Origin of the sequence: Planomicrobium stackebrandtii, from assembly GCF_030814955.1 — a bacterium.
GTDB classification, from domain to species: domain Bacteria; phylum Bacillota; class Bacilli; order Bacillales_A; family Planococcaceae; genus Planococcus; species Planococcus stackebrandtii.
The window spans coordinates 127,481-152,174 of the sequence record NZ_JAUSWB010000005.1 but is presented as its reverse complement, the minus strand read 5'-3'; the positions used below and the strand labels follow the sequence as shown (position 1 = coordinate 152,174).

Genomic DNA, 24,694 nt, shown 5'->3' with positions numbered 1-24,694 from the left:
CTATTTTAAAGGAACGGCCTTTTTTCATTTTGATCGCTCTTTCTTTTTAAAACCGGCTGGCGAAGCGGCGACTGGCTTGAGGTATTTCATTTCGTTTTTCACCAATGTGTAGACTACTAGAACTCCCATCATCAGCATGCACATAGATCCGCCAACGATTACGGGACGTATGGAAAAGAGTTCTGCTGCCGCTCCTGCTGACACAGTCAGAAGGATAACGGCTAAGGCTTCCAACAAACCGTAAATACTGAGGACTCTGCCCATCACAGCAACCGGAATATGATCCTGTACATAAGTCTGGAATCCGGTGTTGGCAAAAGCTAAGAAGAACGCCAAAATCAGGAATCCGGCCGCCACCGAATAGACCAAATAACCGACAGCAGTGAACACAGCACCACTTGCCATCAGGAAAGCCGCAGAAAACTGATAGGCCCATAAGGAAACAATGATCGAGCCGACAATGATGCCAAGTCCAGCCAAGCTGACCAATAATCCATAGCGTTGTTCGGACAAACCTAAAACGGTTATGGAAAAAGCCGCTTCCAATGAGTCCAAGGCCGCCGCAAGAAAAAGTATGCTGCTGAAAACAAAGTACACTCTCATAACGTTAAGGTTTTGAAAACTGAAGTCTTTTACGATTTGCCAGTCTTTCAGCAATAAGTGAACTGAAAAATTTTCCGCAACAGAGGCTTCTTTTCCCAGATTCGGCAGCATCATCGTCAACAGAGCTGAAATGAGCAGTGCGCCTGCATTTATATAAAGCGCTAAGCTCGGTGTTCCAATCAATAAAAGCAATCCGGCCAGAGCGGGCCCCACTAAAAAAGCACCCGAATCAATCAGGCTTCTAAAGGCATTAAATCTCTTTCTTTGTGACGGGTCCAACAGCAGCGTGACATAGACCATGGACGCAGGCTGAAAGATAGAGCTTCCTACCCCATTCAGAAAAACAATCATGTAAATAACAGGCAGCGAAGTGACAAAAGGCAAAGAGCCGATTAACGATGCCCGTAAAATATCCAGTGCGATCAAAATCGACCTTTTGTTCATCCGGTCGATTAAGGTTCCTCCCCATACATTTGTGAGTACTGATGCTGCTGGCTGCATCAAGTAGAGAACGGATACCGCCAACACCGATCCTCCTGCCATTTCCAAAACCCGCAGATTTAGTGCGATCAGATACACCCATGCTCCAATATTCGCAATTCCAATGGCCATCAGCATAATGAGTGGCGCTTTCCAATGCCCCATTCTCTATTCCCCCGCTCACCTTTTATTTGAAAAATAAAAAAATCCCACCTCCAAGACCCTTGTCTTGGAGGCGAGATTCGGTTTCGCGGTGCCACTCCAGTTGTTTCGACATGTCGCCACATCGAACTCATCAAGTACGGCAGGATTGCTGCTTATACTTTAGCTCTGTAACAGGAGCTCCTGTCACACCATCGCCGTTTAATCGGTTCCGATGCGCTGCTCAGAGTTTTGATTCAATCATCCGTTCTTGTTCCTTTTCAGCTGCCGGAACTCTCTGGAAAGAATGGATTGACCTACTCTTCTCTTCAAGGCATTTTGTTTTTTACATCCTAGCATTTTATCCCATTGCCTGTAAATGTATTTTTAACACCTATTCATTCAAAATCCCTTCCTGCAATACAGCAGATTTATCCCCATACACTTTTGTCAGGTGCATGTCGCCCCATGAACAAAGGGAATTCAAGATTCCTTCCAAGCTAATGCCGTATTCGCTCAGCTCATACTCTACTTTTGGCGGGACCTGGTTGTAGACAATGCGGTTGATGACTCCATCACTTTCAAGTTCACGCAGTTGCTGCGTCAACATTTTCTGGGTGATGTCCGGCATGAGCCGTTTCAGTTCACTGGTCCGTTTTTTGCCGCGCATCAAATGGCAAAGAATGACGGTTTTCCATTTGCCTCCGATCACTTCCAAAGTTGCCTCTACAGATATATTGTATTTCTTCTCCATTGCGCTACTCCCTTTCTAATAGGCACTAAAAAGTATCTACAGCACTTTAAAGTGCGTACTTCCTTTTGTTTACTCCATACCACATACTAGCATTTATCGACCGAAATTGATTGATGAAAACCTATTTGGAGGAGAAAAATATGTCTATTAATAAAAAAAGAAGCACCTTAGCCTTATTGGCACTGGCACTCAGCGCGTTTGCCATCGGCACGACCGAATTCATCAGCGTTGGCCTGTTGCCGATGATTGCGGAGGATTTGACCATCAGCGTTACAACAGCCGGCTTGACGGTTTCACTTTATGCGTTAGGTGTCATGTTCGGTGCGCCTGTCCTGACGTCACTGACAGCCAATATGTCACGAAAATCCCTGCTGCTGTGGATCATGGTGGTATTCATACTCGGCAATGTGCTTGCTGCGACCGCAACTACAGTCGGGGTCCTGCTGATGGCACGAGTGGTTTCAGCTCTTGCTCACGGGGTATTCATGGCTATCGGGGCTACCATTGCCGCTGACTTGGTTCCTGAAAACAAACGAGCCAGCGCAATTGCGATCATGTTCACCGGATTGACTGTCGCTACGGTCACAGGCGTTCCTTTCGGTACATTCCTGGGGCAGCAGTTTGGCTGGCGCGCAGCGTTCATGGCCATTGTCGTCATCGGGATTATCGCGTTTATCGGAAACAGTGTCTGGATTCCGGCTGACTTGAAGAAAGCTGTCCGCACTTCTTTCCGTGACCAAGTGAAATTGGTGACAAACGGCCGGCTGCTGCTGGTTTTTGCGATTACAGCCCTTGGTTATGGCGGCACGTTCGTGGTATTCACTTACCTGTCTCCATTGCTGCAGGAAGTAAGCGGATTTGAGGCAGGAACAGTCACGCTCATTCTGGTAATCTATGGTATTGCCATCGCCATCGGCAATACGGTTGGCGGCAAGCTTGCCAACCAGAATCCAATCAAAGCCTTGTTCTATATGTTCCTGATTCAATCGGTCATTTTGCTTGTCCTGGCTTTTACCGCGCCGTTCAAAATCGCCGGCCTCATCACCATCATCATTATGGGCCTTTTCGCTTTCATGAATGTTCCGGGACTGCAGGTTTATGCAGTGATGCTTGCGGAGCGCTACGTACCGAGTGCAGTGGATGTGGCATCAGCCATCAACATCTCTGCGTTTAATGCCGGCATTGCCATTGGCGCGTTTCTGGGAGGCTTAGTGGCTGACTCAATTGGCCTCATCCATACATCGTGGATTGGTGCCATCATGGTTTTCGGCGCTGTTTTACTGAGCGCATGGAGCCGTCACTTGGAAAACAAAGAAACACGCACCCAAACCGTTCCACACCAATTGCACGAAACACCAATCAACTAACTGGAGGATGATGAAAATGAAGAACTTACAGGATACTACTACTTTGCACAACGGCGTTAACATGCCCTGGCTCGGCCTCGGCGTATTTAAAGTCAACGAAGGATCGGAAGTTATCGATGCAGTCAGTACTGCGATTGCCCATGGCTACCGCAGCATTGATACAGCGGCAGCTTATGGCAACGAAGACGGCGTTGGCCAGGGAATTCGCGAAGGATTGGAAAAAGCGGACATTTCAAGAGAAGAGCTTTTTGTCACTTCGAAAGTATGGAATTCAGATTTGGGCTATGAAGAGACTCTCGCTGCCTATGAAACCAGCCTGAAAAAACTGGGCCTGGATTATCTGGATCTGTATTTGATCCACTGGCCGGTTGAAGGAAAATTCAAAGATGCGTGGCGCGCTTTGGAAACCTTGTACAAAGAAGGACGTGTCAAAGCGATTGGCGTCAGCAACTTCCATATCCATCACCTGGAGGAATTAATGAAAGACGCAGAAATCATGCCCATGATCGATCAGGTTGAATACCATCCGCGTCTGGCTCAGCAAGAATTGCATGAGTTCTGCAAAGCGCATAACATCCAGCTTGAAGCCTGGTCTCCTTTAATGCAGGGTGAACTGCTGAATCATCCTTTGCTTGTGGAAATTGCGGCCAAAACTGAAAAAACGGTTGCACAGGTCATCCTTCGCTGGGATCTTCAAAATGGCGTCGTGACCATTCCAAAATCCATTAAAGAAGTGCGGATTATCCAAAATTCGCAGATTTTCGATTTTGAACTTACAGATGATGATATGCAACGGATTTCACAATTGAACGAAAACCGTCGAGTCGGTCCGGATCCGGACAACTATGATTTTTAATTCCACAAAAGCCTCCTCTATTCTAATAGAAGGAGGCTTTTTTCTGTAAATCAACGTTATCTGGTCGTGCAATTCGGCAGAGATATTTTTTTAATTTAGTTTTTATAATTTTTTCTTAAAATAATAAAAAAAAGCATTATATTTACAGTAGATATAACGTACTATGATAACAAGCACTTTTTCCGGGAATACTCCGTTAACTCTCTGTTCTGGAGCTTAACTAATTTCGATTTTTGAGCAGTGAGGTTTATCCAATGAAATCTAACAATAAAAAACGGCTGGCTCTTAGTTTCATTATATTTTACGCACTGCTGTATTTTGTCTGGTTGAATGTCTGGGCAGACAATGAAGCTGTTTTGACATTAGGCGGGAATGTTCTTTCCAGCATAGGCTGTCTGATTGCTTCAGTCTGGCTTTTCCAAACTTCACGCAAAAGTACAGGCAACGAAAAAGTCTTTTGGCTGCTCCTCGCGATCGGTACTTTGAATTACTTTGTCGCCGAGGTTCTATGGATAATTTATGAAAACCTCTTGTTTGGTGAAGTTCCTTTTCCAGGACCTCCCGACCTATTTTACTTGCTTCAATTTGGTTTTTACTTGGCAGCTTTTTCATTTAAGTTGGTTAAGGAAACAAAAAAGCATCAGTTTATAAAATTCTTTTTCGACGTGCTGATCGTCATGGTCGTTGCTGCTACGTTCAGCTGGCATTTTCTGCTCAGTCCGATTATTGAAGTCGGCGATATTGCGACATATCCCCTACTTGTTTCGCTGGCTTATCCAATAGGTGATTTAACCCTTTTGCTTGGAGTACTCAGTATTTACCTCGGGATACAGAAATCTACGTTCAACAAGAGCCTGTTTTTTCTTTCGCTGGGACTATTTTTTCAAATCATTGCTGATTCTGCCTATGTGTACTTAATTTCTGTGGATCAATACCATTCAGGCAGCCTGATTGATCCTCTATTCGCTTTGGCCGTCCTATTAATAGGTTTTTCCGGATTTTTGAGCACTGCACAACCATTGGATCCCGAAGCAGCTTTACTAGATGAAAAACCTGTACAGCAGCTGGATTTCCTTCGCCTTTCCCTTCCTTACGTTACCGTTTTGATTTTGTTCTTTTTCATGGCCTCCCGCTCTTCTGGTATTTATGTGGTGACAATCGGTTCAGGAATTTCCATCCTATTGGTCATATTCAGGCAAATTATAATTATTTCGGAAAATCAGCAATTGCTTCAGAAATACCAGGATAAAACCGAGCAGCTTGATGTAAGTGAGCAGCGCTATAAGTCTTTGTTTGATTATCATCCGGATGCTGTCTATTCACTTGATGTGACCGGGCGCTTTGAAAGCGCTAATCCATCCAGCAATGCTCTTTTCGGGTATGAGAAAGACGAGTTGCTTGGCCTTTCAAGCTCTTTATTCATTGAAAAGGAAATGCAGCTCCAAGCTGCTCAGTATTTGGAAAATGCCTTGCGGGGCCAGCCGCAAAGCTACGAAGTGCCGATGCGCAGCCGGTTCGGTGAATTCCATTACCTCAGTATCACCAACATTCCGATTATGGTTCGAAACGATATTGTCGGCATCTTTGGCATCGGCAAAGACATTACAGAGAATAAGAAAAACGAAGAAAAAATTCAGTTTTTAGCTTATCATGACCCGTTGACTGGCTTGGCAAATCGGCTGTATTTTGGAGAGTCTTTAAAAAAGGCGGTGTCAGAAGGCGAACTGCTGAACGAAATGTTTGCCGTCATGTTTATCGATCTGGATCACTTTAAAGAAGTTAACGATACATTGGGGCATGATATCGGAGATGAGCTGCTGATCTCTGTTGCAAACAGGATTACGGGCTGTGTCAATGATCATGACCTTGTTGCCCGTCACGGTGGAGATGAATTCACATTAATCATGCGCCATGTCAGCGGGTTGGAAGCTGTTGCACAAACGGCTGAAAAAATCCTTGAATCACTAAAGCAAGCACATCACATTAACGGCGCTGAAATTTTCAGCCCGCCAAGCATCGGCATTGCTGTTTATCCATTAGATGCTTCGACCCCTATGGATCTAATGAAGAAAGCCGATAAAGCCATGTATGAGGTCAAAGCCAATGGCAAAGGCCATTATCAATTCAGCAAAGAAACGATCTGAATAACCCCCAAACAGGCCTCGGGTGGCGCTGTTTGGGGGTTATTTGGTTGCCAGACGTTCTCTCTGTCTTTTGCATTTGTTCTGTGGAACAGCAAGCAGACATTTTGACAGGCCCGCTCACTCTGTTATAAGTTAGGAGGGTTAATTCCGATAGATTTTATAAGGATTACTAGTTTAAACAAGGAGTGAGACTATGAAAACCGCTTGGAGATACTATGTCAATGCTTCATTGATTTTTAAAATTACCATTGCACTCATACTCGGCGTCGGCGTCGGTTTGATATTTGGGGAACAGGCAGCTGTTCTGGCTCCGCTTGGCGATTTGCTGCTGAACTTATTGACCTTCCTGATCATTCCGCTGATTCTTTTTACTATGATGGTCGGCATTAACCAATCTTCCATCGGAGATCTTGGAAGAATGGGTGGCAAGGTCTTCGCTTACTATACCCTCAGTTCTGCGTTCGCTATTATTGTCGGATTGGCCGTAGCCAGTTTTTTTCAGCCGGGCACCGGCATGCAGCTGCAGGGCAATGAAACTTTTGATGTTCCGGAAAACCCTGGAATCGTCAGTGTCCTGCTGAACATTGTCCCTTCAAATATTTTCACAGCTTTTACCGAGCTGAATCTGCTTGGCATCATTTTCACCGCCTTCGCTTTTGGCATCGCGCTGTCCTATATGCGCCATTCCAGTGAATTGGAAAGCCTAGGCGAGCATTTGTACAAAACCGTAAATGCGCTGAACGAAATGACCATGCTGGTATTAAAGGCCGTTTTGCAATACGTGCCGATCGGAATTTTCGCCATTATGGCTGAGACTGTCGGAAGCCAAGGCTTCAATACGCTTTTGTCACTCGGTGAAATGGTCCTCGTATTGTACGTGGCCCTGATTGCGCAAGTGCTTCTCTATACGTCGGTTTTGCTCATATTCAAAGTAAAGCCCGGTCAGTTCTTCAAACAGGCACGCACTCCGATGCTGACTGCATTTGTTACACAAAGCAGTTCGGGGACGTTGCCATTGACCTTGGATGCCGCTAAAAATCTGGGGCTTTCGAAAAGCCTGTATGGATTCAGCCTGCCGCTCGGCGCGACCATTAATATGGACGGGGCCGCCATCCGGATTGCTGTATCAGCCGTTTTTGCTGCGAATCTCGTGGGAGATCCGTTAAGCCTGTCCGAAATGCTGATGGTGGTGCTGGTCGGAACTCTGGCGTCTATCGGAACCGCTGGCGTTCCGGGTGCTGGAATAGTCATGATTGCCACTGTATTTGTCCAATTGGGCTTGCCGATGGAAGCTGTCGCATTGCTGGTTTCTATTGATGCTTTAGTCGGAATGGGCTGCACCGCTTTGAACATTACCGGCGACCTGGTCGGAACCACGGTGATTGATAAAAACGAAAAGAAACGAAAAACCGCATAATATGATAAAGGAGGCTGCCTTTTTAGGCTGCCTCACTTTTTAAAATCCGTTGATTCCGTTATGCTGGTAAGTAATTCACCAAAGGAGATGGCTCCATTGACAACAATTGGATTGGTACGGCACGGCATAACGGATTGGAACATACAGGGCATTGCCCAAGGATCTTCGGATGTCCCGCTCAATGAAACGGGACGCCAGCAGGCCGAGTCGCTTGCAAACCGCCTTGCGGCTGAAGAAAGTTGGGACTTGATCATCTCAAGCGACTTGTCCCGTGCAAAAGAGACAGCTGAAATTATTGGCCGAACGCTCTATTTGCCCGTCAGCCATTTCGATACGCGGCTGCGTGAAAGAAGCGGCGGCAAAATTGAAGGCACGACAGAAAGAGAGCGCCTTGAAAAATGGGGACCCGACTGGCGAAATCTCGATTTGGCGATGGAGGACCTGGGGGAGGCAACCGAACGGGGGTTGGCCTGCCTCGAGGACATTCTGGAAAATTTTCATGGCCAGCGTGTGCTGCTGGTCAGCCACGGAGCTTTGATCGGCCTTATGCTCCAAAAACTCATGCCCGAAAAATTCAAGGAAACCTCCATGGACAATACGTCCATTACAATTTTAAAAAATGCTGATAGCCGCTGGGATTGCTCCCTGTTTAATTGCACGGTCCATCTGGCAAAGAGCGAAAGCTACTGATTGCTGGCATAGCTTGCCTGTTCCGGTACATCCACTTTCCACGAAACCACGGTCGCGCTGTCGCGAACGTGGTTTTTCTGGATAGTTGCCAGTAACGCAGCCACCCCGTCAGTTGATGCGGCTCCCTTGCACTGGTGCCATATGCTTTTAGGCTCGGCAAATACCGCACCTGGACATTCCACCAGTCCGTCTGTTGCCAGTAGAAGCTGATTTTCTCCTTGCCGCAACTCCCTTACACCGCTGCTGAAGCATGGAATTTGCTGTTCGAACGTGTTCACCTGTCCGATCCATTCGTAAAACTGGCGCTGGTTGATTTGGTATTGGCCGAAAGCCGAAAGCTCTGGATGAAAAGCATACAACAGGCAATCCCCGATGGAAAACCAGTACAAGTACTTTCCTTTTCTTACCGCTATCAGACAAGCTGTCTCGCCCTGCACGCACCGGCATGCTTCCATAAAGCTCTGTTCCTGGAATAGTTCCAGCAATTTCCGTTCAAATCCGTTAAAAAAATTTACACCAAGCTTATCTGATAGCAGAGAAGTGAGTGCAGTTTGATGCTGCACTATTTGTTCAATAACCAGTTCGGCACTCTGGGCTGAATTATGCGCATCCAAAATCGCCACGAATTCCCAGTCCTCTTGTTCGTTGACCCAGACCAGGCAGCCATCTTCGTTCTTGGTCTGGCCAGCATCAGAATTTCCGCCAAATCGCCCAACCACCACCCGGCCGATTTGCTGAACGTCGGGCTGATCGATGTAAGGAGCGTTGCTTCCTGTCCAGCTAAATTTTTTTATTTGTTGCGTCATGCATCCAACCTCATTTCCAATATTCTTACAATTATAGTTTACGGGAAGAGGATTGGACAGAAAAAGATAATCGATAGCGTCAGCATACACATCATTTTTCAGAATGTGATAAAGTTAGTAACAGTGAGCAACATAAATTTGAGTGAAAAAGGAGAGATTCTTGATGTATATCGTAACCAACCGTATTAAAATGAAACCGGGATTCGCAGAAAAAATGGCTCCTAACTTTGCCCGGCCAGGTGCTTTGCAAGAAATGGAAGGCTTCGTCAAAGTCGAAGTGACAGTTACTCAGAACTTGACCGAATACGATGAATTGAACGTCAACATGTACTGGGAGAACCTGGAGAACTTTGAAGCCTGGAAAACCAGCGATACCTTCAAGGAAGCCCATAAGCGCCCTGAAGCAAGTTCAGACAGCAATGAACCGAAAAAAGAATCGCCGATGCTCGGCAGTGAATTGGTAATCACCAAAATCGCCGCTCTTGTCGAAGCGAAAACTTCAAACTAATAAAAAAAGACAGATAGCCTGATTTTGGCTGTCTGTTTCTTTTGTGGATATCCCTTTCTCTGTCCCAGGAATTACATTACCCAGCAAGGAGCATTTCTATTGAACAACTCAAAACCCGCTTTATGGACAAAAGATTTTATCGTCACTGCTTTAGTGAATTTTTTCTTGGTCCTTATTTTCTATCTCTTGATGGTCACCATCGCCGTTTACGCCGTCGAGGAATATAACGCGTCAACGAGTGAAGCCGGTCTGGTTACCGGAATTTTCATCCTGGGTGCACTGGCTGGAAGGCTGATTATCGGCCGCAGCATCGATAAAATTGGCCGTAAACGGACCTTGATCATCGGCCTTGCTTTGTTTACGCTGACTACCTTTTTCTATTTCCTGAACTTTGGCTTGCCGTTTCTTTTGCTCAACCGTTTTCTTCACGGCATGACCCTAGGGATGGCGAGTACGGCAGCCGGAACCATCGTTGCTCAGATCATTCCGATGAGGCGCAAAGGCGAAGGCATCGGCTACTTCAGCCTCAGTGCAACATTGGCGACTGCTTTTGGGCCGTTCATTGGGTTAATGATGAGCCAGTACAGCAGCTATGAAATGATTTTTTCGCTGTGTCTGGCGTTGGGTGTCATCAGTTTGATCGTCTCTTTATTTCTTTATGTACCACCCATCGAGGCTCCACCTTTCTCTAACGAAACGAAAGGGTTTAAAGTTTCCGATTACATTGAACCGAAAGCTGTGCCGATTGCGCTCGTTTGTCTGGCAATTGCCCTTTGTTATTCCAGTGTTCTGTCCTTCATCAATTTCTACGCCATGGAAGAGAATTTAGTGGAAGCCGCCAGCTATTTCTTCCTGGTCTATGCGCTGGCAATATTGGTTTCACGGCCATTTACCGGGCGGCTGATGGATTTGAAAGGTGCGAACTTTATCATGTATCCGGCCTTTGCCGTTTTTGCAGCCGGTTTGTTCCTGTTGAACCTTTCGAGCAGCAGTGCAGGCTTGCTGGTTGCCGGTGCATTGATCGGCTTTGGCTTCGGCAATATGCAGTCAACAGCACAAGCCGTGGCAGTCAAGCTGACACCGCCTCACCGAATGGGGCTTGCCACTTCGACATTTTTCATTTCGATGGATGCCGGACTCGGCTTTGGCCCCTATCTTTTGGGCTTCGTAATTCCGTTAATCGGCTATAGCTCGCTGTATGGCATTCTTGGCTTTGCAGTTCTGGCAACCGCATTCCTGTACTATATGCTGCACGGCAAAAAAGAGCGCGCGGATGCGGCGGCTTTGGCTTATAAGTAATCTTTATAAGTTGAATGAAAGAAGGTTACTTTGGCCGCTTCGGGCACGGTTCCCACAAGCAGCCGGAGAAGCATCTGTCTCTTTGCTTCGTCCAGCCGGTGTACGCGCCGGCACTCAGAAACTCTGGAAGCAAGCTTTTGAATTTTATCGTCTGCTATTAAATTGCTCGAGCAACTAGCGAAGACTTTTATGGAAGCGATAAGGCAGCATGAGTTCTGTTAAAATATTTATTTCATAAATGTAAAAAAAAAAAACCGGCCACTAGGGCCGTTTTTTTTATTCTTCCTCTTCTTCTGCTTTTTCAGCAATCGCTTTGGTTTTATGGACCGTGCCGTGTGGATGTTCAGGCGGCGCGTAGATTGAATAGATTTTTAAAGGCTTGTCGCCTGTGTTTGTGACGTTATGCCATTTTCCTGCCGGAATCATGATGGCGTAGTCATCTTCAGCGTTTTCTTCAAATGTCAGGTTTTCTTCGCTGTCGCCCATTTGGACAAATCCTTTTCCAGCTTCTACCCGCAGGAATTGATCACCTTCGTGGACTTCCAGGCCGATGTCATCCCCTACTTCGATGCTCATCACGGTTACCTGCAAGTTTTGTCCCGTCCACAGCGCGGTGCGGAACGTGTCATTTTGTTTCGTCGCCTCTTCAATATTTACTACAAACGATTCTGCTCCATAATCCTTTAATTCCATTGTCAATTCCTCCTCCAAATTTGCTTAACAGCCTTCTATACCTCTGATGGGGCTGCCTGAAACAATTCGAAAGAGTCTTTTCTTATACCAATAATTGCTTGACCAATTCCTTGTTGCGCTTTTTGAATACTTCATTATGAGAGGACACCATCGCGATTTTATGCGCGTCCGGCTGGATGTAATGCTTGGCTTTATTGACGGCATTCGCTGCATCATGGAAAGTCCCGGCAATCAAATTCAGTTTCCCTTCATGCTGGAGGATGTCTCCGGCTGCAAAAAGGCCCGCCACTGAAGACTCGCTGCTTGGTGTACCCGCAATGTAATAATCGTCTGCGATTTCAATATTTAAGGGGCTGTTCCCAAGCAAACTGATGTCGCGTTCGTATCCGTGATTGATGATCATTTCGTCGATAGGCAGCACTTGGATTTTTTTTGTTTCCTGGTGGGTCAGTTCGACGAATTCAATGGCATCACGGTCATCTGAAGCGATCAGGCGTGTGATATTGGTATGCAGGCAGCAAATGGCTGATCCATTCATCAACTGTGTCACTTGCGCTTCATGGCCCGCCAGTTCCGGCTTGCGGTACGTCACATAAACTTGCTTGGCAATCGGCTCAAGTTCATTGGCCCAGTCGATAGCTGAGTTTCCGCCTCCTGAGATGAGGACCGTCTTGCCTTTAAAGCGGCCCAGTGATTTGACCGTGTAATTCAGATTCGAGACTTCAAAGCGTTCGGCCCCTTCAATCTTCAGTTTTTGAGGATTTAGGATACCGCCGCCAACTGCGACAATGACTGTTTTCGATAAATGCACTTGCCCTGAAGAGCCGATCAGCTCAAAAATTCCTTCTTCGTTTTTCGCTATTGACTCCACTTTTTCATTCAATACAACTTCCGGGTGAAATGTCAGCCCTTGTGCAACCAATTGATCGATAAGCTTTGCCCCCTGGATCGGCGGCTGTCCTCCTACATCCCAAATCACCTTCTCCGGGTACACGTGAATTTTGCCGCCCAATTGCGGCTGGAATTCGATAATCTTAGTTTTCATTTCCCGCAATCCGCTGTAAAAGGCTGAATAGAGTCCCGCAGGACCCCCACCTATAATCGTTACATCAAAAACCTCGTTTTTCACCATCTATTTTCACTCCTATCCCTCTATATTACGTATTGACAATGCTTCAAATTAGTCTTATAGTATTGATTGTACTGAAATTGAGAATCATTATCAACGAAAAAGATAAAGAATTTAGAAAAGGAGGTTTTTAGGATGGTGCGTTTGTTCACCGAGGAGCTGAATATCAGCTATGGAGACCGCTTGATTGTCAAAGATTTGACCGTCCAAATTCCAGACAAAAAAATTACGACAATCATCGGTTCCAACGGCTGCGGCAAATCAACGCTGCTAAAGGCGATTACTCGTGTGATTTCGCATCAGTCCGGAACTGTAGTATTAGATGGCAGCAACATTGCCCAGGAAAACACAAAGTCTCTGGCAAAAAAAATGGCCATTCTTCCTCAAACACCTGACAGTGCCGCCGGATTAACGGTTGGCGAGCTCGTTTCCTACGGCCGCTTTCCTTATCAGAAAGGTTTTGGCCGGCTGTCGAAACGGGACTATGAGATCATCAATTGGGCACTCGACGTCACCGGCACTCAGTTCTTCAAATACCACCCGGTTGACGCCTTGTCCGGCGGCCAGCGCCAGCGCGTTTGGATTGCGATGGCGTTGGCACAGGAAACCGAAATGATCTTTCTCGATGAGCCAACCACCTACTTGGACATGGCACATCAGCTGGAAATTTTGGAATTGCTGCAGCAGTTGAACCGGGAACAGGAACGGACCATCATCATGGTGCTCCACGACCTGAACCAGGCGGCGCGTTTTGCCGATCACATCATCGCCATGAAAGATGGCCAGATTGTAAAAGCCGGCAATTGCCATGAAGTCATTACACAACCCGTATTAAAAGAAGTATTCCGGATCGACGCTGAAATTGGGTTGGATCCGCGAACACAAAAACCAATGTGCACTACATATAACTTAATCAAAGGAGTCTAACCGACATGAAAAAATTATTTTTGCCCCTATTCCTATTCACTTTGCTGCTGATTCTTGGCGCCTGCAATTCCGAGTCAACCACTGAGGAAACGGAAAGCGCAACGGCTGATCAATCTTCCGAAACCATTACATATGAATCGGAAAGCGGACCTATCGAAGTTCCTGCAGATCCACAGCGTGTAGTCATGCTCTCTTCTTACGCCGGTGACGCAATATCTTTGGACGTTCCTTTAGTAGGAGTAACTTCCTGGGCAAAAAACAACCCGCGTTTTGAAGAAGAGCTGGCAGACGTGGAAGAAGTAGCAGAAACAGACCTGGAAAAAATCATCGAATTGGAACCTGACTTAATCATTGGCGCTTCAACTACAACCAACATCGATAAATTGAGTGAAATCGCACCAACGGTCACGTACACTTACAACAACGTCGGCTATTTGGAGCAACATCTGGAAATCGGTAAAGTATTAAACAAAGAAGAAGAAGCACAAGCTTGGATCACCGACTTCCAGGAACGCGCACAGCAAGCTGGAGAAGAAATCCGCGCTGAAATCGGCGAAGACACAACCGTTTCCGTTATTGAAAACTTCGATAAGCAAATCTATGTATTTGGAGACAACTGGGGACGCGGAACGGAAATCCTTTACCAGGAAATGAAATTAAAAATGCCGGCAAAAGTGGAAGAAATGGCTTTAGCAGACGGTTACTATATGCTTTCTCAGGAAGTGTTGCCGGAATACATGGGTGATTACGTCATCTTCAGCAAAGACAGCACGCAAGACAACTCCTTCCAGGAAACGGATCTTTACCAAAACACGCCTGCCGCTCAAAACGGGCAGATCTTTGAAGCTGATGCAAAAGAATTTTACTTCAACGATCCAATTTCATTGGAATACCAATTGGAATTCTTTATTGAGAATTTTTTAGGCCAGTGAAATTGCTGTAGAATCATTATTTCATGAACCGCTTTGTGAAATATTTGTTGTGTACGATTAAGCAGTTCAACTTATATAACTAATAATTTCATTCAACTTATATACTAAAAAAGAGGAATTCTGATTTTAGAATTCCTCTTTTATTCTCAGGAAAAGATGATGATTAATGAGCCCTAAAGTTTCCTTTCCAATCAAATTTATCTTAAGCCTGCTTCTGCTGGTGCTGACGCTTGTCGTCTCGTTGGTCTTCGGAGCGGCAGACATCAGTTTAAAAGAAGTTGGGCTGGCGTTGTTTTCGACCAGTTCCAGCGATGGCATCGGCGTTATTCGAGAAATCCGGCTGCCGCGTGAAATTGCCGCCATCTTTGTAGGTTCTGCTTTAGCAGTATCTGGCGCGATGATGCAAGGCATGACCCGCAATCCACTGGCCGATCCGGGTCTTCTCGGTTTGACGGCCGGTGCCAATGCGGCCCTTGCTTTCACTTTAGCTTTCATTCCTGCCGCCAATTATTTTGGCATCATGATTGCCTGCTTTGTTGGAGCAGCAGCTGGTGCCGCATTAGTGTTCGGCATCGGCGCCGCGAAAAAAGGCGGCTTTTCGCCGTTTCGGATCGTTCTTGCCGGAGCTGCCATTTCCGCCTTTCTGACAGCAATTGCCGAAGGGATCGGCCTATACTTCAATATTTCGAAAAACGTTTCCCAATGGACAGCAGGCGGGTTGATCGGCACTTCCTGGGGGCAGCTGCAAGTGGTTGTGCCGTTTATCGCTGTGTCTTTGCTGATTGCGTTGGTGCTGTCACGCCAATTGACCATTCTCAGCTTAAGTGAAGAAGCTGCGATTGGCCTTGGGCAAAAAACAGCGCAAATTAAAGCGATCCTGTTTGTTGTTATCACATTGCTTGCAGGTGCCGCCGTTGCACTGGCCGGCAATATGGCCTTTATCGGCTTGATGATTCCGCATGTCGTCCGGTCAGTCGTAGGAACCGATTACCGCTTCATCATCCCGATGTCCGCCGTTGCCGGAGCCATTTTCATGCTGCTTGCAGACCTGATTGGCCGGACCATCAATTCGCCGTTTGAAACACCGGTTGCAGCAATCATTGCGATCATCGGATTGCCATTCTTCCTGATCATTGTCCGTAAAGGAGGCAAAGCATTCGCATGATTCATCCAAGCTTACGCAAAAAACAACGAATTTCGTATTACTCATTGCTGGCGTTGATCCTGTTGACGGCGATCGCCAGTATGGGCTTGGGTTATTCTCCCATCTCCTATGACCGATTGATCCCGGCAATTTTCGGCCATGGTACATTTAAAGAAGAATTTATCCTGTTTTCCATTCGCTTGCCGCGCATTTTAATCACGGTGCTTGCCGGAATGGCGCTGGCTTTGTCCGGGGCTATTTTGCAAAGTGTGACGCGCAATGACCTGGCTGATCCCGGAATCATCGGCATTAACTCAGGAGCCGGCGTTGCCATAGCCGTTTTCTTCTTGTTCATTCCCGTAGAGGCGGGTGCTTTTGTCTACTTGCTGCCCGTCGTTGCTTTTGGCGGAGCGCTGGCGACTGCTGCATTGATTTACGCATTTTCCTATTCACGCGTTTCCGGTTTGCAGCCCATCCGCCTTGTACTTGTCGGCATCGGTTTTTCGATGGCTTTGTCGGGTGTCATGATTGTTTTGATTTCTTCTGCTGAGCCGGAAAAAGTCGATTTTATCGCCAACTGGCTGGCCGGCAATATTTGGGGAGCGGATTGGCCATTTATTGTGGCCATCCTCCCTTGGCTATTGGTGCTGATTCCGTTTACCATGTACAAGGCCAACCGCATGAACGTGCTTGGCCTCAGTGACCCTGTAGCTGTCGGCATCGGCGTTTCCATTGAAAAAGAGCGCATTGTTCTGCTGCTTGCTGCTGTGGCACTTGCTGCTGCCGCCGTCTCGGTTACCGGCGGGATTGCATTCATTGGACTGATGGCTCCGCATATTGCAAAAGCCATCGTCGGTCCTCGTCACCAAATGTTCTTGCCGCTCGCCATCCTGATCGGCGGCTGGCTTTTGCTGCTGGCAGATACCGTCGGCCGGAACCTGCTTGAACCTGCCGGGATTCCAGCAGGCATCATGGCCGCACTGATTGGAGCTCCTTATTTTATTTATCTGCTGTTGAAGAAATGACAGACAAAACCCAGCAAGCTTCGTTGTGAAGCTTGCTGGGTTTTTATTTGCCGGAAAGCCTCTATCAAAAGCTCTCTACAGATCGAATCCATTCTATTTTAACGGCGTTTGACCACCGGTTGAAATCATGCGTAAATCTGGCTTCTTTTTCATTCAATACTTGTGCGTTGCAGACCACTATTTCGTTGTTGATGTGGAGCTTCACCTCGTATTGGCCCGGTGCAGGCAAAGAATAGAAGGGGAGAAGCCCATTTTTAGGGCACCAATTGACCGCATAGAATTTCCCCAACAGCTTTCGGAGTACATCAATATTTCCTTTTGCCAAAGCTTGGCGAATGCGGGTGGAACTGATTTTCTCTCCATCGTATTCCATCAGCTCGATGAAGGAGACCCCGAAATGTCCTTCACCCTGTTTTTTCAGCGTATCCGTGCAACCGCTGCCTTTTGATCCATAATGGAAATCAACTCCACAGACAACGTGCACAGCATTCAAACCGATCAAAAAGTTCTCTACGAAATCAGCCGGCGTCAGCCTCGCGATGTCACGGTCAAAGTGAACCAAAAATAGGGTGTCGACGCCAAGTTCTTCAAGCACAGCCTGCTTTTCCTCGAGCGGAATCAAATAGTGGAACGGCGTTTGCTGATTTCCCACCACTGTTTTTGGATGTGGAAAAAAGCTCATGACCGCTGTCGGCACCCCGCAATCACCAGCGAGGCGTTTCGCCTCTTCAATGACGGATAAATGCCCTTTATGCAAACCGTCAAAAAAGCCAATTGCAAACACCTGCCGCTGAAATTGATTTTGCCATTCCGGCATATTTTGACTTGTTAAGTGAATCGTTTGCATAAAAAGCCCTCCCGCATTAGTTTTTTGCTGCTAACCCTTGTGCCACATCGTAGATCAAATCTTCCTGTCCGCCAACTGCCTTCATGCGGCCCAGCTCCACTAAAATATCACGTTCATCGACACCAAATCGTTTGGCGGCAACATTGGTGTGCAGAAGGAAACTGGAGTAGACGCCTGAATAACCCATGACGAGACTCGAACCTGTTATCTCCTGAGGCCGCGGCATAAATGGCGCCACTACATCATTTGCTGCATCCATGATTTTGTAGAGATCGATGCCCGTCTGATAGCCAAGACGTTCCAAAACGGCAACCATTACTTCTGTTTGTGTATTGCCGCTCCCGGCGCCTAAAGCGCGCAGGCTGCCATCGATAAAAGTGGCACCGGCTTGGACTGCCGCCACGGTGTTCGCCATAGCCATCGACAGGTTGTTGTGTCCGTGGAAGCCTATTTCACAGCCGATCGATTGTTTCAAAGCGGAAATACGTTCGGTCACATCCTGCGGCAGCATATAACCGGCAGAGTCGGTGACGTAAACCACTTCCGCGCCGTAGCTTTCAAACAGTTTCGCCTGTTCGACAATTTTTTCGGTGGTAGCCATATGGGACATCATCAGGAAGCCGACTGTTTTCAGCCCTAATTCACGCCCCAGTGCAATATGTTGCGCTGCAACATCCGCCTCTGTGACATGGGTCGCCACACGGACCATTTTAGCGCCAGCTTTTACAGCATTCTGCAAATCACCTTTTACACCGATGCCCGGAATCAATAAGACTGATACTTCCGCTTGTTTGCATTCATCTGCGGCGATTTCAATCAATTTCAGCTCATCATGCGCTGACAAGCCATACTGCAGGGATGATCCACCCAGGCCATCGCCATGGGATACTTCAAAATAGCGGACACCCGCTGCATCCAAGCCACGTGCTGTTTCACGGACTTGCTGTGGAGTAAATGCATGTGACATCGCATGGCTTCCGTCACGGAGTGTCACGTCCAGTATTTCAAATGATTTCTTGTCCATTTGTACCTCTCCTTACGCGTTTGCCGCTATTAGCTCTTTTGCCATTTCATTGGCTGTTTTGGCAGCCGCTGCCGTCATGATGTCCAAGTTGCCGGAATAGGCCGGAAAGAAATCGCCTGCCCCTTCAACTTCCAAAAAGACCGATACCCGCTGCCCATCGAATTGCGGTGTTCCACGCAAACGGTAGCCAGGTACGTATTCCTGCACCTCTTTCACCATCTTCTCGATTGAAACCACAACCTCTGCTTGATCAAAATCCTTATCTTTAATCAAGGCATTGACCGTATCGCGCATGATAACCGGCGGCTCTGCGGGATTGAGTATAATGATGGCTTTTCCTTTTTCAGCTCCGCCAACCGCCTCAATCGCCCGCGCCGTCGTATGCGTAAACTCATCGATATTGGCACGCGTTCCGGGACCGGCACTTTTGCTGGCGACCGTCGCTACGATTTCGGCATACTGAACAGGAACAATCCGGCTGATGGCATATACTATCGGAATCGTTGCTTGTCCTCCGCACGTTACCATATTAACGTTCGGAGAAGCGAAATTCGCTGTCAAATTTACGGTAGGAACTGTGAATGGTCCGATTGCCGCCGGGGTCAAGTCAATGACTTTCTTGCCGGCTGCCGTCAGCAGATCGCTATGAGCCTGATGTGCATAGGCACTGGTTGCATCAAAGACGACATCAACCAGATCGATTTGCTCCATCAATCCGTCGATCCCCGTGGAAATGGCGGTATAGCCCGAATCTTTCGCTCGCTTCAGCCCTTCAGAATCGGGATCGATCCCGACCATGACACTCATTTCCAGTGAATCGCACCGTTCGATTTTATACATTAGATCTGTACCGATATTTCCTGAACCGATGATTCCAACTTTTAATTTACTCATTTTTTCACCTCTGCCGGTTGAAATGAAATATTGACTTCACCCAATTCACCGAAGTCCGCCTTGAAACTGTCGCCATTGGTAAATGGCAAGGCTTTAGATAAGGCGCCTGACAGAACGAACATGCCAGGCTGAATGCTGATGTCATAACGGCTCACTTCGTTGGCCAGCCAGACGACAGCGTTCAACGGATTTCCCAATACCGCATCACTGCTTGCAGTATCGATGCATTCATCGTTTTTGTATACCGACATCTCGATGTTCGCAATGTCAATATTCGATAATGATGTTTTTTGTGAACCCAGCACCGCACCCGCCGATGATCCATTATCCGCTACGGTATCTTCAAATTTGATGCGCCAATCCGCTATCCGGCTGTCGATGATTTCTATGGATGGAACCACATAATCCGTCGCATCGATGACATCCTCTATCGTGACGTCCGGACCTTTCAGGGACTTCTTGAAGACAAAAGCAATTTCAAATTCCACTTTGGGCTGGATGAATTTCTCTAGATCCACTCCATCCGTTTCCGCAAAAACCATGCTGTCGAGGATAAATCCGTAATCCGGTGTATGGACGTTCAGCATTTCCTGCATGACCTTGCTCGTCAACCCGATTTTAAGGCCTTTGACAACGGCCCCTTCACTTACTTTTTGCTGTATTTGATGCAACTGGATGCGGTAGGCATCATCAGCTGTCAGCTGCGCTTCGCTTTCAGTTATAGGCGCAATAGGCTGCCTGAACAGCTCTGCATCCAGTAGTTTCCGCGCAATTGTCTGAATTTCCATTAGCTCACCTGCTCACGATTTATTTGTTTCGAGTGCTGTTAACTCGCAATATTGTCCACAGTAATAAAGAAGCGGACTTTTCTCCTGCAGTTCAAGGCCTGTTACTCTCCCGATGAACAAAGTATGATCCCCTTCTTGATGGACAGATGCGACATCACAGGTTATTTGAGCGACGGCACCTTCTATGACCGGCAATCCATTCAAAGTGGAAAACTGGATTTCGCCCTGCGGCTTTCCAGCAAAATGCTGCGAAATCTGTTCTTGATCTTCAGCCAGGATATTAACTGCAAAACGCTGTGATTTTGTTACTTTTTCTAAAAAGCGTGCACGATGCCCGACTGAAATGACCACCAGTTTCGGATCTAAGGATACCGACATGAAAGCATTTGCTGTCATACCATGAATGTCCCCTTCGTAGGCGGTTGTCAACACTGTCACCCCGGTTGCGAATTTCCCCATTGCCTGTCTGAATAACAAATCATCCATTTTACATTCTCCTTTGTATTATGATATGGTGACGAGACTACTTTTTTGTAACCGCTTACTTTCTTTTTGCGTCACTTGACAGTAGATGAATTTTGGTATTTACTGAATTGAAATTCTTACACCTTGAGAATAGCATCTCCATAAATCCAAAAATACAACCGATGAGTAGCAATTTTCTGTTAATATTAGTTTAAACTATCTAAAAGTTTTATTAATATAATAATTTATCTGAAAATTACCAATTGAGAAAAATTTTATGGTTATCAAAGTTGATACTATTTAAGTTGAACAAAAAACTGTTAATTATCCAAAATATGATTCTTACTAAATAATCTACGGATCAGATGAGGAGGAAGAAAAAATGAATCCCAAAGAATTGCACTTAAAAGATGTGTTCGACTCTGAGAAAGAGACCATTATATCAGAATTATATGATCGGGTGATCACGATTCCAATTGAAGCCAGAACCGCCTTGAAAAAAGAGCTCTTTACAGTCATCGGCAAAGACCGTACGAAGGGTGTCTTTACCCGTTATGGCTGGCATTGCGGGGTCGGTGATGGAGAAAAATCAAAGTTGTTCAAATGGGACAATGTTTGGGAAGCTGTACACGCCGGGCCAAAATTCCATATGCTGCATGGCTACTTGGATAAAGTAGAAATTCTGGAAATACGTACGGATCAGGAGCAACTGGAGTTCATTGAAGTGCTGTGGGTCAATACATTTGAAGCAGACCAGCATTTGAAAGCCTATCCATTAAGTGAGGAGCCCGTTTGCCATACCTTGTGCGGTTATGCCAGCGGCTACTTGTCGACAGTACTGGGGCAGCCGGTGCTGGTAAAGGAAATTGAATGCCGCGCGATGGGCCATGAGCAGTGTAAATGCATCTGTATGCCAATCGAAAAATGGGGAGACGAAATTTCCGATGAGCAGGATTATTACCAGGCGACCAGCATGATCAACGAATTGGATGAAGTAACTGAAAAGCTGAAAACCGAACGCGATCACTTGAACAAAGCCAATGACATCCATCAGCAATTGATTCAGGAATTGCTTTCCAAACAGGGGATTCAAAAGATTGTTGATATTTTATTTGAAACTACAGGCCTGACTGCATTTATCGAAAATGAAAACCACCATGTCCTTGTCCATGCCGGCCATTTGGAGGAAAAGCTTGATTTGCAGGCCTTCACTTCCAAGCAAACGACCTTCACTCCTTATTCAAAAGACTTTTCATTATTGCGGACACCCATTTTCTACGAACAGCAGATAAAAGGCTATTGCTCATTTGTTTATCCCAATGATGAACAACCAAATGATCTCGACTACATGATCATCGAAAAGGCTGGATTGACCTCTTCAATTATTCTGCTCAATGAAAATATTAAAATTAATACAGAGCAAAACATTAAACGGAGTTTTTTAAATGACCTTTTGGAAAGCCGTTTAACGGAAGAAGAACTGTACAAGGTTTCCTACTACCTAAACTTCGATTCCTCTTCCTCCTATTGGATGCTGGCAATCGACCGGAATCGGAAGGAACACGAGAATGAAATCGAGTTTAACGAAGAATTGATCCGTTACATTAATTTATTTTTGAATGAACGCAATATCAATACAATCGTTTCGCAGAAGCTGGATAAAATCATTATCTTGATTGAATACCCTTCTTTTGAAAACTTGAATATAAGCCAAGAAAAGTTTATTGACCAATTATTGAAGCATTGCCTGCGCCGTTTCTCTGCATATCGATTTTCCATAGGAGTCAGTACCGTAATCCAGGATTTTATGGATATAACTATTCTCTATAAAGAAGCCTTGGCCGCTTTGCGCTCCACCAATGAACAATCCAATATCTCCTATTTCAAGGAATTGGGTCTTGAAAGTGTGCTGTTCCAAATACAGGATGAAGTGCTGATCGAGCGGTTTGTAAATCAGCATATCGGAAAATTGCTGGAAATAGACGTTGAATGCGATTTGATCAAGACGCTTTACGCATATATAGACAACGGCAACAGCATCAACAATACCGCCAAAAAATTATCGATGTCCATAAGCGGACTGCGCTATCGTCTAGCCAAGATCAGTGAAATCCTCCAGCAGGATTTGGCGGATACCCAGGCGGTATTTTCGATTTACCTGGCCATCAATATTCTTAAATCAAAAGGGACAATTAGTATCTAAAACAACTAAGCCTTGCCTCTCATTACGCAGAGACAAGGCTTTTTTGTATGGCACCAAATCAACGTAAGATTAAGTTGTCTCACCATTTAACTATATAAGAAAAATATAAAAATAGTCATTAAATATGAATTTATTATTAATAAAGGATAAATATTAATTCTTATTTTTAATTTATTATTTTAAAAAAATATTTAAACGGATATGTTTTAAAGTCACCATATTTTCCATAGCTTTCATGCCTATTTTCTGATTTTTCTGCCTGTTATGATTCATTTAATTCCAAACCGCTGATAAAGAGGTTTTGAAAACGCTTACCAAAAGGAGGAATGGAAATGTCAATCAATCAATTGGAAGTCCAGCAAACAACACTGAACCGGGAAGAATTGCTCGAGAAAGCGAAAGGTATTGGGCTGATTGCTGAAAAGTATGCTTCTGAAGCAGAAAAAAATGCCAAGCTTTCTGAAGAGGTTATCGAAAAGATCAAAGAAGCTCAGTTTCATAAACTACTCCGCCCCAAAGAATATGGTGGCCAGGATCTGGACTATTTCACATTCGGAGAAATGATTCGGACAATCGCTTATCATAGTGTGCCCGCAGCATGGTTAAGCTACTTCTTCGTTATACACGAAACATGGCCCGCTTTTCTTCCGAAAGAAAGCCGAGATTTACTATTCAATCAAGGCGGCCTGATGGCAGATGTCTTTGCACCGGTCGGAAAAGTCACGGACGACGGAGAAGGATATCGCCTATCGGGGCAATGGAATTTCTGCAGTGGCGTTTTATGGAGTGATTGGATTGCACTGGGTGCCGTCGCAAAATTAAAAGACCGTTCAGAACCTGAATATAGCATGTACATTGTCCATAAAGATGATGTTAAGATCATCAACAATTGGGATACGTTAGGGTTGAGAGGCACAGGAAGCAATGGCGTCTTAGTCGATAATGTCTATATTCCTCCTAACCGGGTGTTCAAGATGGCCCGCGTGATGGCCGGTGAAGGCCTCGGGGAAGACAATTACGATCCTGACTACCAAATCGCGAATGTCCCCTATATGCAGTTCTTTTTAATGGGCTTCCAATTTATCCAAATCGGTGGAGTCGAACGGCTGCTGGACATTTTCCAGAGCAAAACTGAGAACCGCATCCGCATTTTCAACAACGGCCAAAATGAAAAAGAAGCGGCCAGCAGCCAGCGCGTATTGGCGGAAATGAAAATTCAGCTGAGCGCATTAAAAGGTTTGTCGAATGAATATGTTGAAAAATTAACCTACTACCAAAAAAACAGCATGGTGACGTTGGAAGAAGAAGAACGCGAAAAATTATTCGCCACTCGGGGATATGTTGCGAAAAGCGCCGCAGAAATGGCATTGCGCGTGATGCTGACATTGGGCGGCAACTCTGTTTTCAAAACAGATCCAACAGAGATGTTTTTACGTGACCTTATTACGGTTGCAGTCCATCCAACACATCTTTATGAAGATTCCTTGGCAGCTTACGGAAAATCCATTTTCGGCTTTAAAGGAAACCCAACGTGGTAAAAAAATCTGAGGAGGCAAAT

At 45.9% G+C, this 24,694-nt stretch carries 23 protein-coding genes; 13 read left to right on the top strand and 10 right to left on the bottom strand.

Annotation, left to right across the window (positions count from 1 at the left end):
- Nucleotides 1-24: 24 nt before the first annotated feature.
- On the bottom strand, nucleotides 25-1,248 hold the full coding sequence (locus QOZ98_RS10430) for an MFS transporter (RefSeq protein WP_308787391.1): 1,224 nt from the start codon (nucleotides 1,246-1,248) through the stop codon (nucleotides 25-27).
- A 370-nt stretch (nucleotides 1,249-1,618) separates the two neighbouring features.
- Nucleotides 1,619-1,978, bottom strand: a complete 360-nt coding sequence (locus QOZ98_RS10425) for a winged helix-turn-helix transcriptional regulator (RefSeq protein WP_142828463.1) — start codon at nucleotides 1,976-1,978, stop codon at nucleotides 1,619-1,621.
- Between the two features lie 140 nt (nucleotides 1,979-2,118).
- On the opposite strand from QOZ98_RS10425, the gene QOZ98_RS10420 reads away from it, so the two are divergent.
- The 5 genes from QOZ98_RS10420 (at nucleotide 2,119) to QOZ98_RS10400 (ending at nucleotide 8,452) form a co-directional block, all read left to right on the top strand.
- A complete protein-coding gene (locus tag QOZ98_RS10420) occupies nucleotides 2,119-3,345 on the top strand; it encodes an MFS transporter (protein WP_308787390.1) in 1,227 nt (408 codons plus the stop codon).
- 7 nt (nucleotides 3,346-3,352) lie between these two features.
- Entirely contained in the window at nucleotides 3,353-4,201 is an 849-nt protein-coding gene (locus QOZ98_RS10415; RefSeq protein WP_308787389.1) for an aldo/keto reductase, read from the top strand.
- Nucleotides 4,202-4,455: 254 nt separating this feature from the next.
- On the top strand, nucleotides 4,456-6,345 hold the full coding sequence (locus QOZ98_RS10410; protein ID WP_308787388.1) for a DUF4084 domain-containing protein: 1,890 nt from the start codon (nucleotides 4,456-4,458) through the stop codon (nucleotides 6,343-6,345).
- Nucleotides 6,346-6,538: 193 nt separating this feature from the next.
- Nucleotides 6,539-7,762: a dicarboxylate/amino acid:cation symporter gene (locus QOZ98_RS10405; RefSeq protein ID WP_308787387.1), complete on the top strand. Its 1,224-nt coding sequence runs from the start codon at nucleotides 6,539-6,541 to the stop codon at nucleotides 7,760-7,762.
- Between the two features lie 96 nt (nucleotides 7,763-7,858).
- A complete protein-coding gene (locus tag QOZ98_RS10400; RefSeq protein WP_308787386.1) occupies nucleotides 7,859-8,452 on the top strand; it encodes a histidine phosphatase family protein in 594 nt (197 codons plus the stop codon).
- On the opposite strand, the gene QOZ98_RS10395 is transcribed toward QOZ98_RS10400, so the two are convergent.
- Nucleotides 8,446-9,258 carry a protein phosphatase 2C domain-containing protein gene (locus QOZ98_RS10395; protein WP_308787385.1) on the bottom strand — a complete coding sequence of 271 codons (813 nt, stop codon included), beginning with the start codon at nucleotides 9,256-9,258 and terminating at the stop codon, nucleotides 8,446-8,448. The genes QOZ98_RS10400 and QOZ98_RS10395 overlap by 7 nt on opposite strands.
- Nucleotides 9,259-9,421: 163 nt before the next feature.
- Between QOZ98_RS10395 and QOZ98_RS10390 the strand changes: the two genes are divergently transcribed.
- Both QOZ98_RS10390 and QOZ98_RS10385 read left to right on the top strand, forming a co-directional pair.
- Nucleotides 9,422-9,766 (top strand): heme oxygenase, encoded by a 345-nt coding sequence (locus QOZ98_RS10390; protein WP_308787384.1) that lies wholly within the window; start codon nucleotides 9,422-9,424, stop codon nucleotides 9,764-9,766.
- A 99-nt stretch (nucleotides 9,767-9,865) separates the two neighbouring features.
- Nucleotides 9,866-11,065, top strand: coding sequence for an MFS transporter (locus QOZ98_RS10385; RefSeq protein WP_308787383.1), 1,200 nt, complete (start codon nucleotides 9,866-9,868; stop codon nucleotides 11,063-11,065).
- 276 nt (nucleotides 11,066-11,341) lie between these two features.
- Here QOZ98_RS10385 and QOZ98_RS10380 read toward each other — a convergent pair whose 3' ends face one another.
- On the bottom strand, nucleotides 11,342-11,758 hold the full coding sequence (locus QOZ98_RS10380; protein WP_308787382.1) for a cupin domain-containing protein: 417 nt from the start codon (nucleotides 11,756-11,758) through the stop codon (nucleotides 11,342-11,344).
- 82 nt (nucleotides 11,759-11,840) lie between these two features.
- The gene (locus tag QOZ98_RS10375) at nucleotides 11,841-12,890 is read right to left on the bottom strand and encodes an NAD(P)/FAD-dependent oxidoreductase (RefSeq protein WP_308787381.1); all 1,050 of its coding nucleotides are present in this window, start codon (nucleotides 12,888-12,890) and stop codon (nucleotides 11,841-11,843) included.
- A gap of 132 nt (nucleotides 12,891-13,022) precedes the next feature.
- Between QOZ98_RS10375 and QOZ98_RS10370 the strand changes: the two genes are divergently transcribed.
- The 4 genes from QOZ98_RS10370 (at nucleotide 13,023) to QOZ98_RS10355 (ending at nucleotide 16,915) form a co-directional block, all read left to right on the top strand.
- Nucleotides 13,023-13,814, top strand: coding sequence for an ABC transporter ATP-binding protein (locus QOZ98_RS10370; protein WP_308787380.1), 792 nt, complete (start codon nucleotides 13,023-13,025; stop codon nucleotides 13,812-13,814).
- Between the two features lie 5 nt (nucleotides 13,815-13,819).
- On the top strand, nucleotides 13,820-14,746 hold the full coding sequence (locus QOZ98_RS10365; RefSeq protein ID WP_308787379.1) for an iron-hydroxamate ABC transporter substrate-binding protein: 927 nt from the start codon (nucleotides 13,820-13,822) through the stop codon (nucleotides 14,744-14,746).
- A gap of 166 nt (nucleotides 14,747-14,912) precedes the next feature.
- Nucleotides 14,913-15,911 carry a FecCD family ABC transporter permease gene (locus QOZ98_RS10360; RefSeq protein WP_308787378.1) on the top strand — a complete coding sequence of 333 codons (999 nt, stop codon included), beginning with the start codon at nucleotides 14,913-14,915 and terminating at the stop codon, nucleotides 15,909-15,911.
- The gene (locus QOZ98_RS10355) at nucleotides 15,908-16,915 is read left to right on the top strand and encodes a FecCD family ABC transporter permease (protein ID WP_308787377.1); all 1,008 of its coding nucleotides are present in this window, start codon (nucleotides 15,908-15,910) and stop codon (nucleotides 16,913-16,915) included. Before QOZ98_RS10360 ends, QOZ98_RS10355 begins: the two co-directional genes overlap by 4 nt.
- A 64-nt stretch (nucleotides 16,916-16,979) precedes the next feature.
- On the opposite strand, the gene QOZ98_RS10350 is transcribed toward QOZ98_RS10355, so the two are convergent.
- The 5 genes from QOZ98_RS10350 to QOZ98_RS10330 are packed head-to-tail and all read right to left on the bottom strand — an operon-like array spanning nucleotide 16,980 to nucleotide 20,954.
- Entirely contained in the window at nucleotides 16,980-17,762 is a 783-nt protein-coding gene (locus QOZ98_RS10350) for an FAD synthetase family protein (RefSeq protein ID WP_308787376.1), read from the bottom strand.
- 16 nt (nucleotides 17,763-17,778) lie between these two features.
- Complete coding sequence (gene dmpG / locus QOZ98_RS10345; protein WP_308787375.1) at nucleotides 17,779-18,786, bottom strand: 4-hydroxy-2-oxovalerate aldolase; 1,008 nt, start codon at nucleotides 18,784-18,786, stop codon at nucleotides 17,779-17,781.
- A 12-nt stretch (nucleotides 18,787-18,798) separates the two neighbouring features.
- On the bottom strand, nucleotides 18,799-19,680 hold the full coding sequence (locus QOZ98_RS10340) for an acetaldehyde dehydrogenase (acetylating) (RefSeq protein ID WP_308787374.1): 882 nt from the start codon (nucleotides 19,678-19,680) through the stop codon (nucleotides 18,799-18,801).
- The gene (locus QOZ98_RS10335) at nucleotides 19,677-20,468 is read right to left on the bottom strand and encodes a 2-keto-4-pentenoate hydratase (protein ID WP_308787373.1); all 792 of its coding nucleotides are present in this window, start codon (nucleotides 20,466-20,468) and stop codon (nucleotides 19,677-19,679) included. Before QOZ98_RS10335 ends, QOZ98_RS10340 begins: the two co-directional genes overlap by 4 nt.
- A gap of 12 nt (nucleotides 20,469-20,480) precedes the next feature.
- Entirely contained in the window at nucleotides 20,481-20,954 is a 474-nt protein-coding gene (locus QOZ98_RS10330) for a flavin reductase family protein (RefSeq protein WP_308787372.1), read from the bottom strand.
- A gap of 361 nt (nucleotides 20,955-21,315) precedes the next feature.
- Here QOZ98_RS10330 and QOZ98_RS10325 point away from each other — a divergent pair, with 361 nt between their 5' ends.
- Nucleotides 21,316-23,136 carry a helix-turn-helix domain-containing protein gene (locus QOZ98_RS10325; RefSeq protein WP_308787371.1) on the top strand — a complete coding sequence of 607 codons (1,821 nt, stop codon included), beginning with the start codon at nucleotides 21,316-21,318 and terminating at the stop codon, nucleotides 23,134-23,136.
- 332 nt (nucleotides 23,137-23,468) lie between these two features.
- Nucleotides 23,469-24,674: an acyl-CoA dehydrogenase family protein gene (locus tag QOZ98_RS10320; RefSeq protein WP_308787370.1), complete on the top strand. Its 1,206-nt coding sequence runs from the start codon at nucleotides 23,469-23,471 to the stop codon at nucleotides 24,672-24,674.
- Nucleotides 24,675-24,694: the final 20 nt, after the last annotated feature.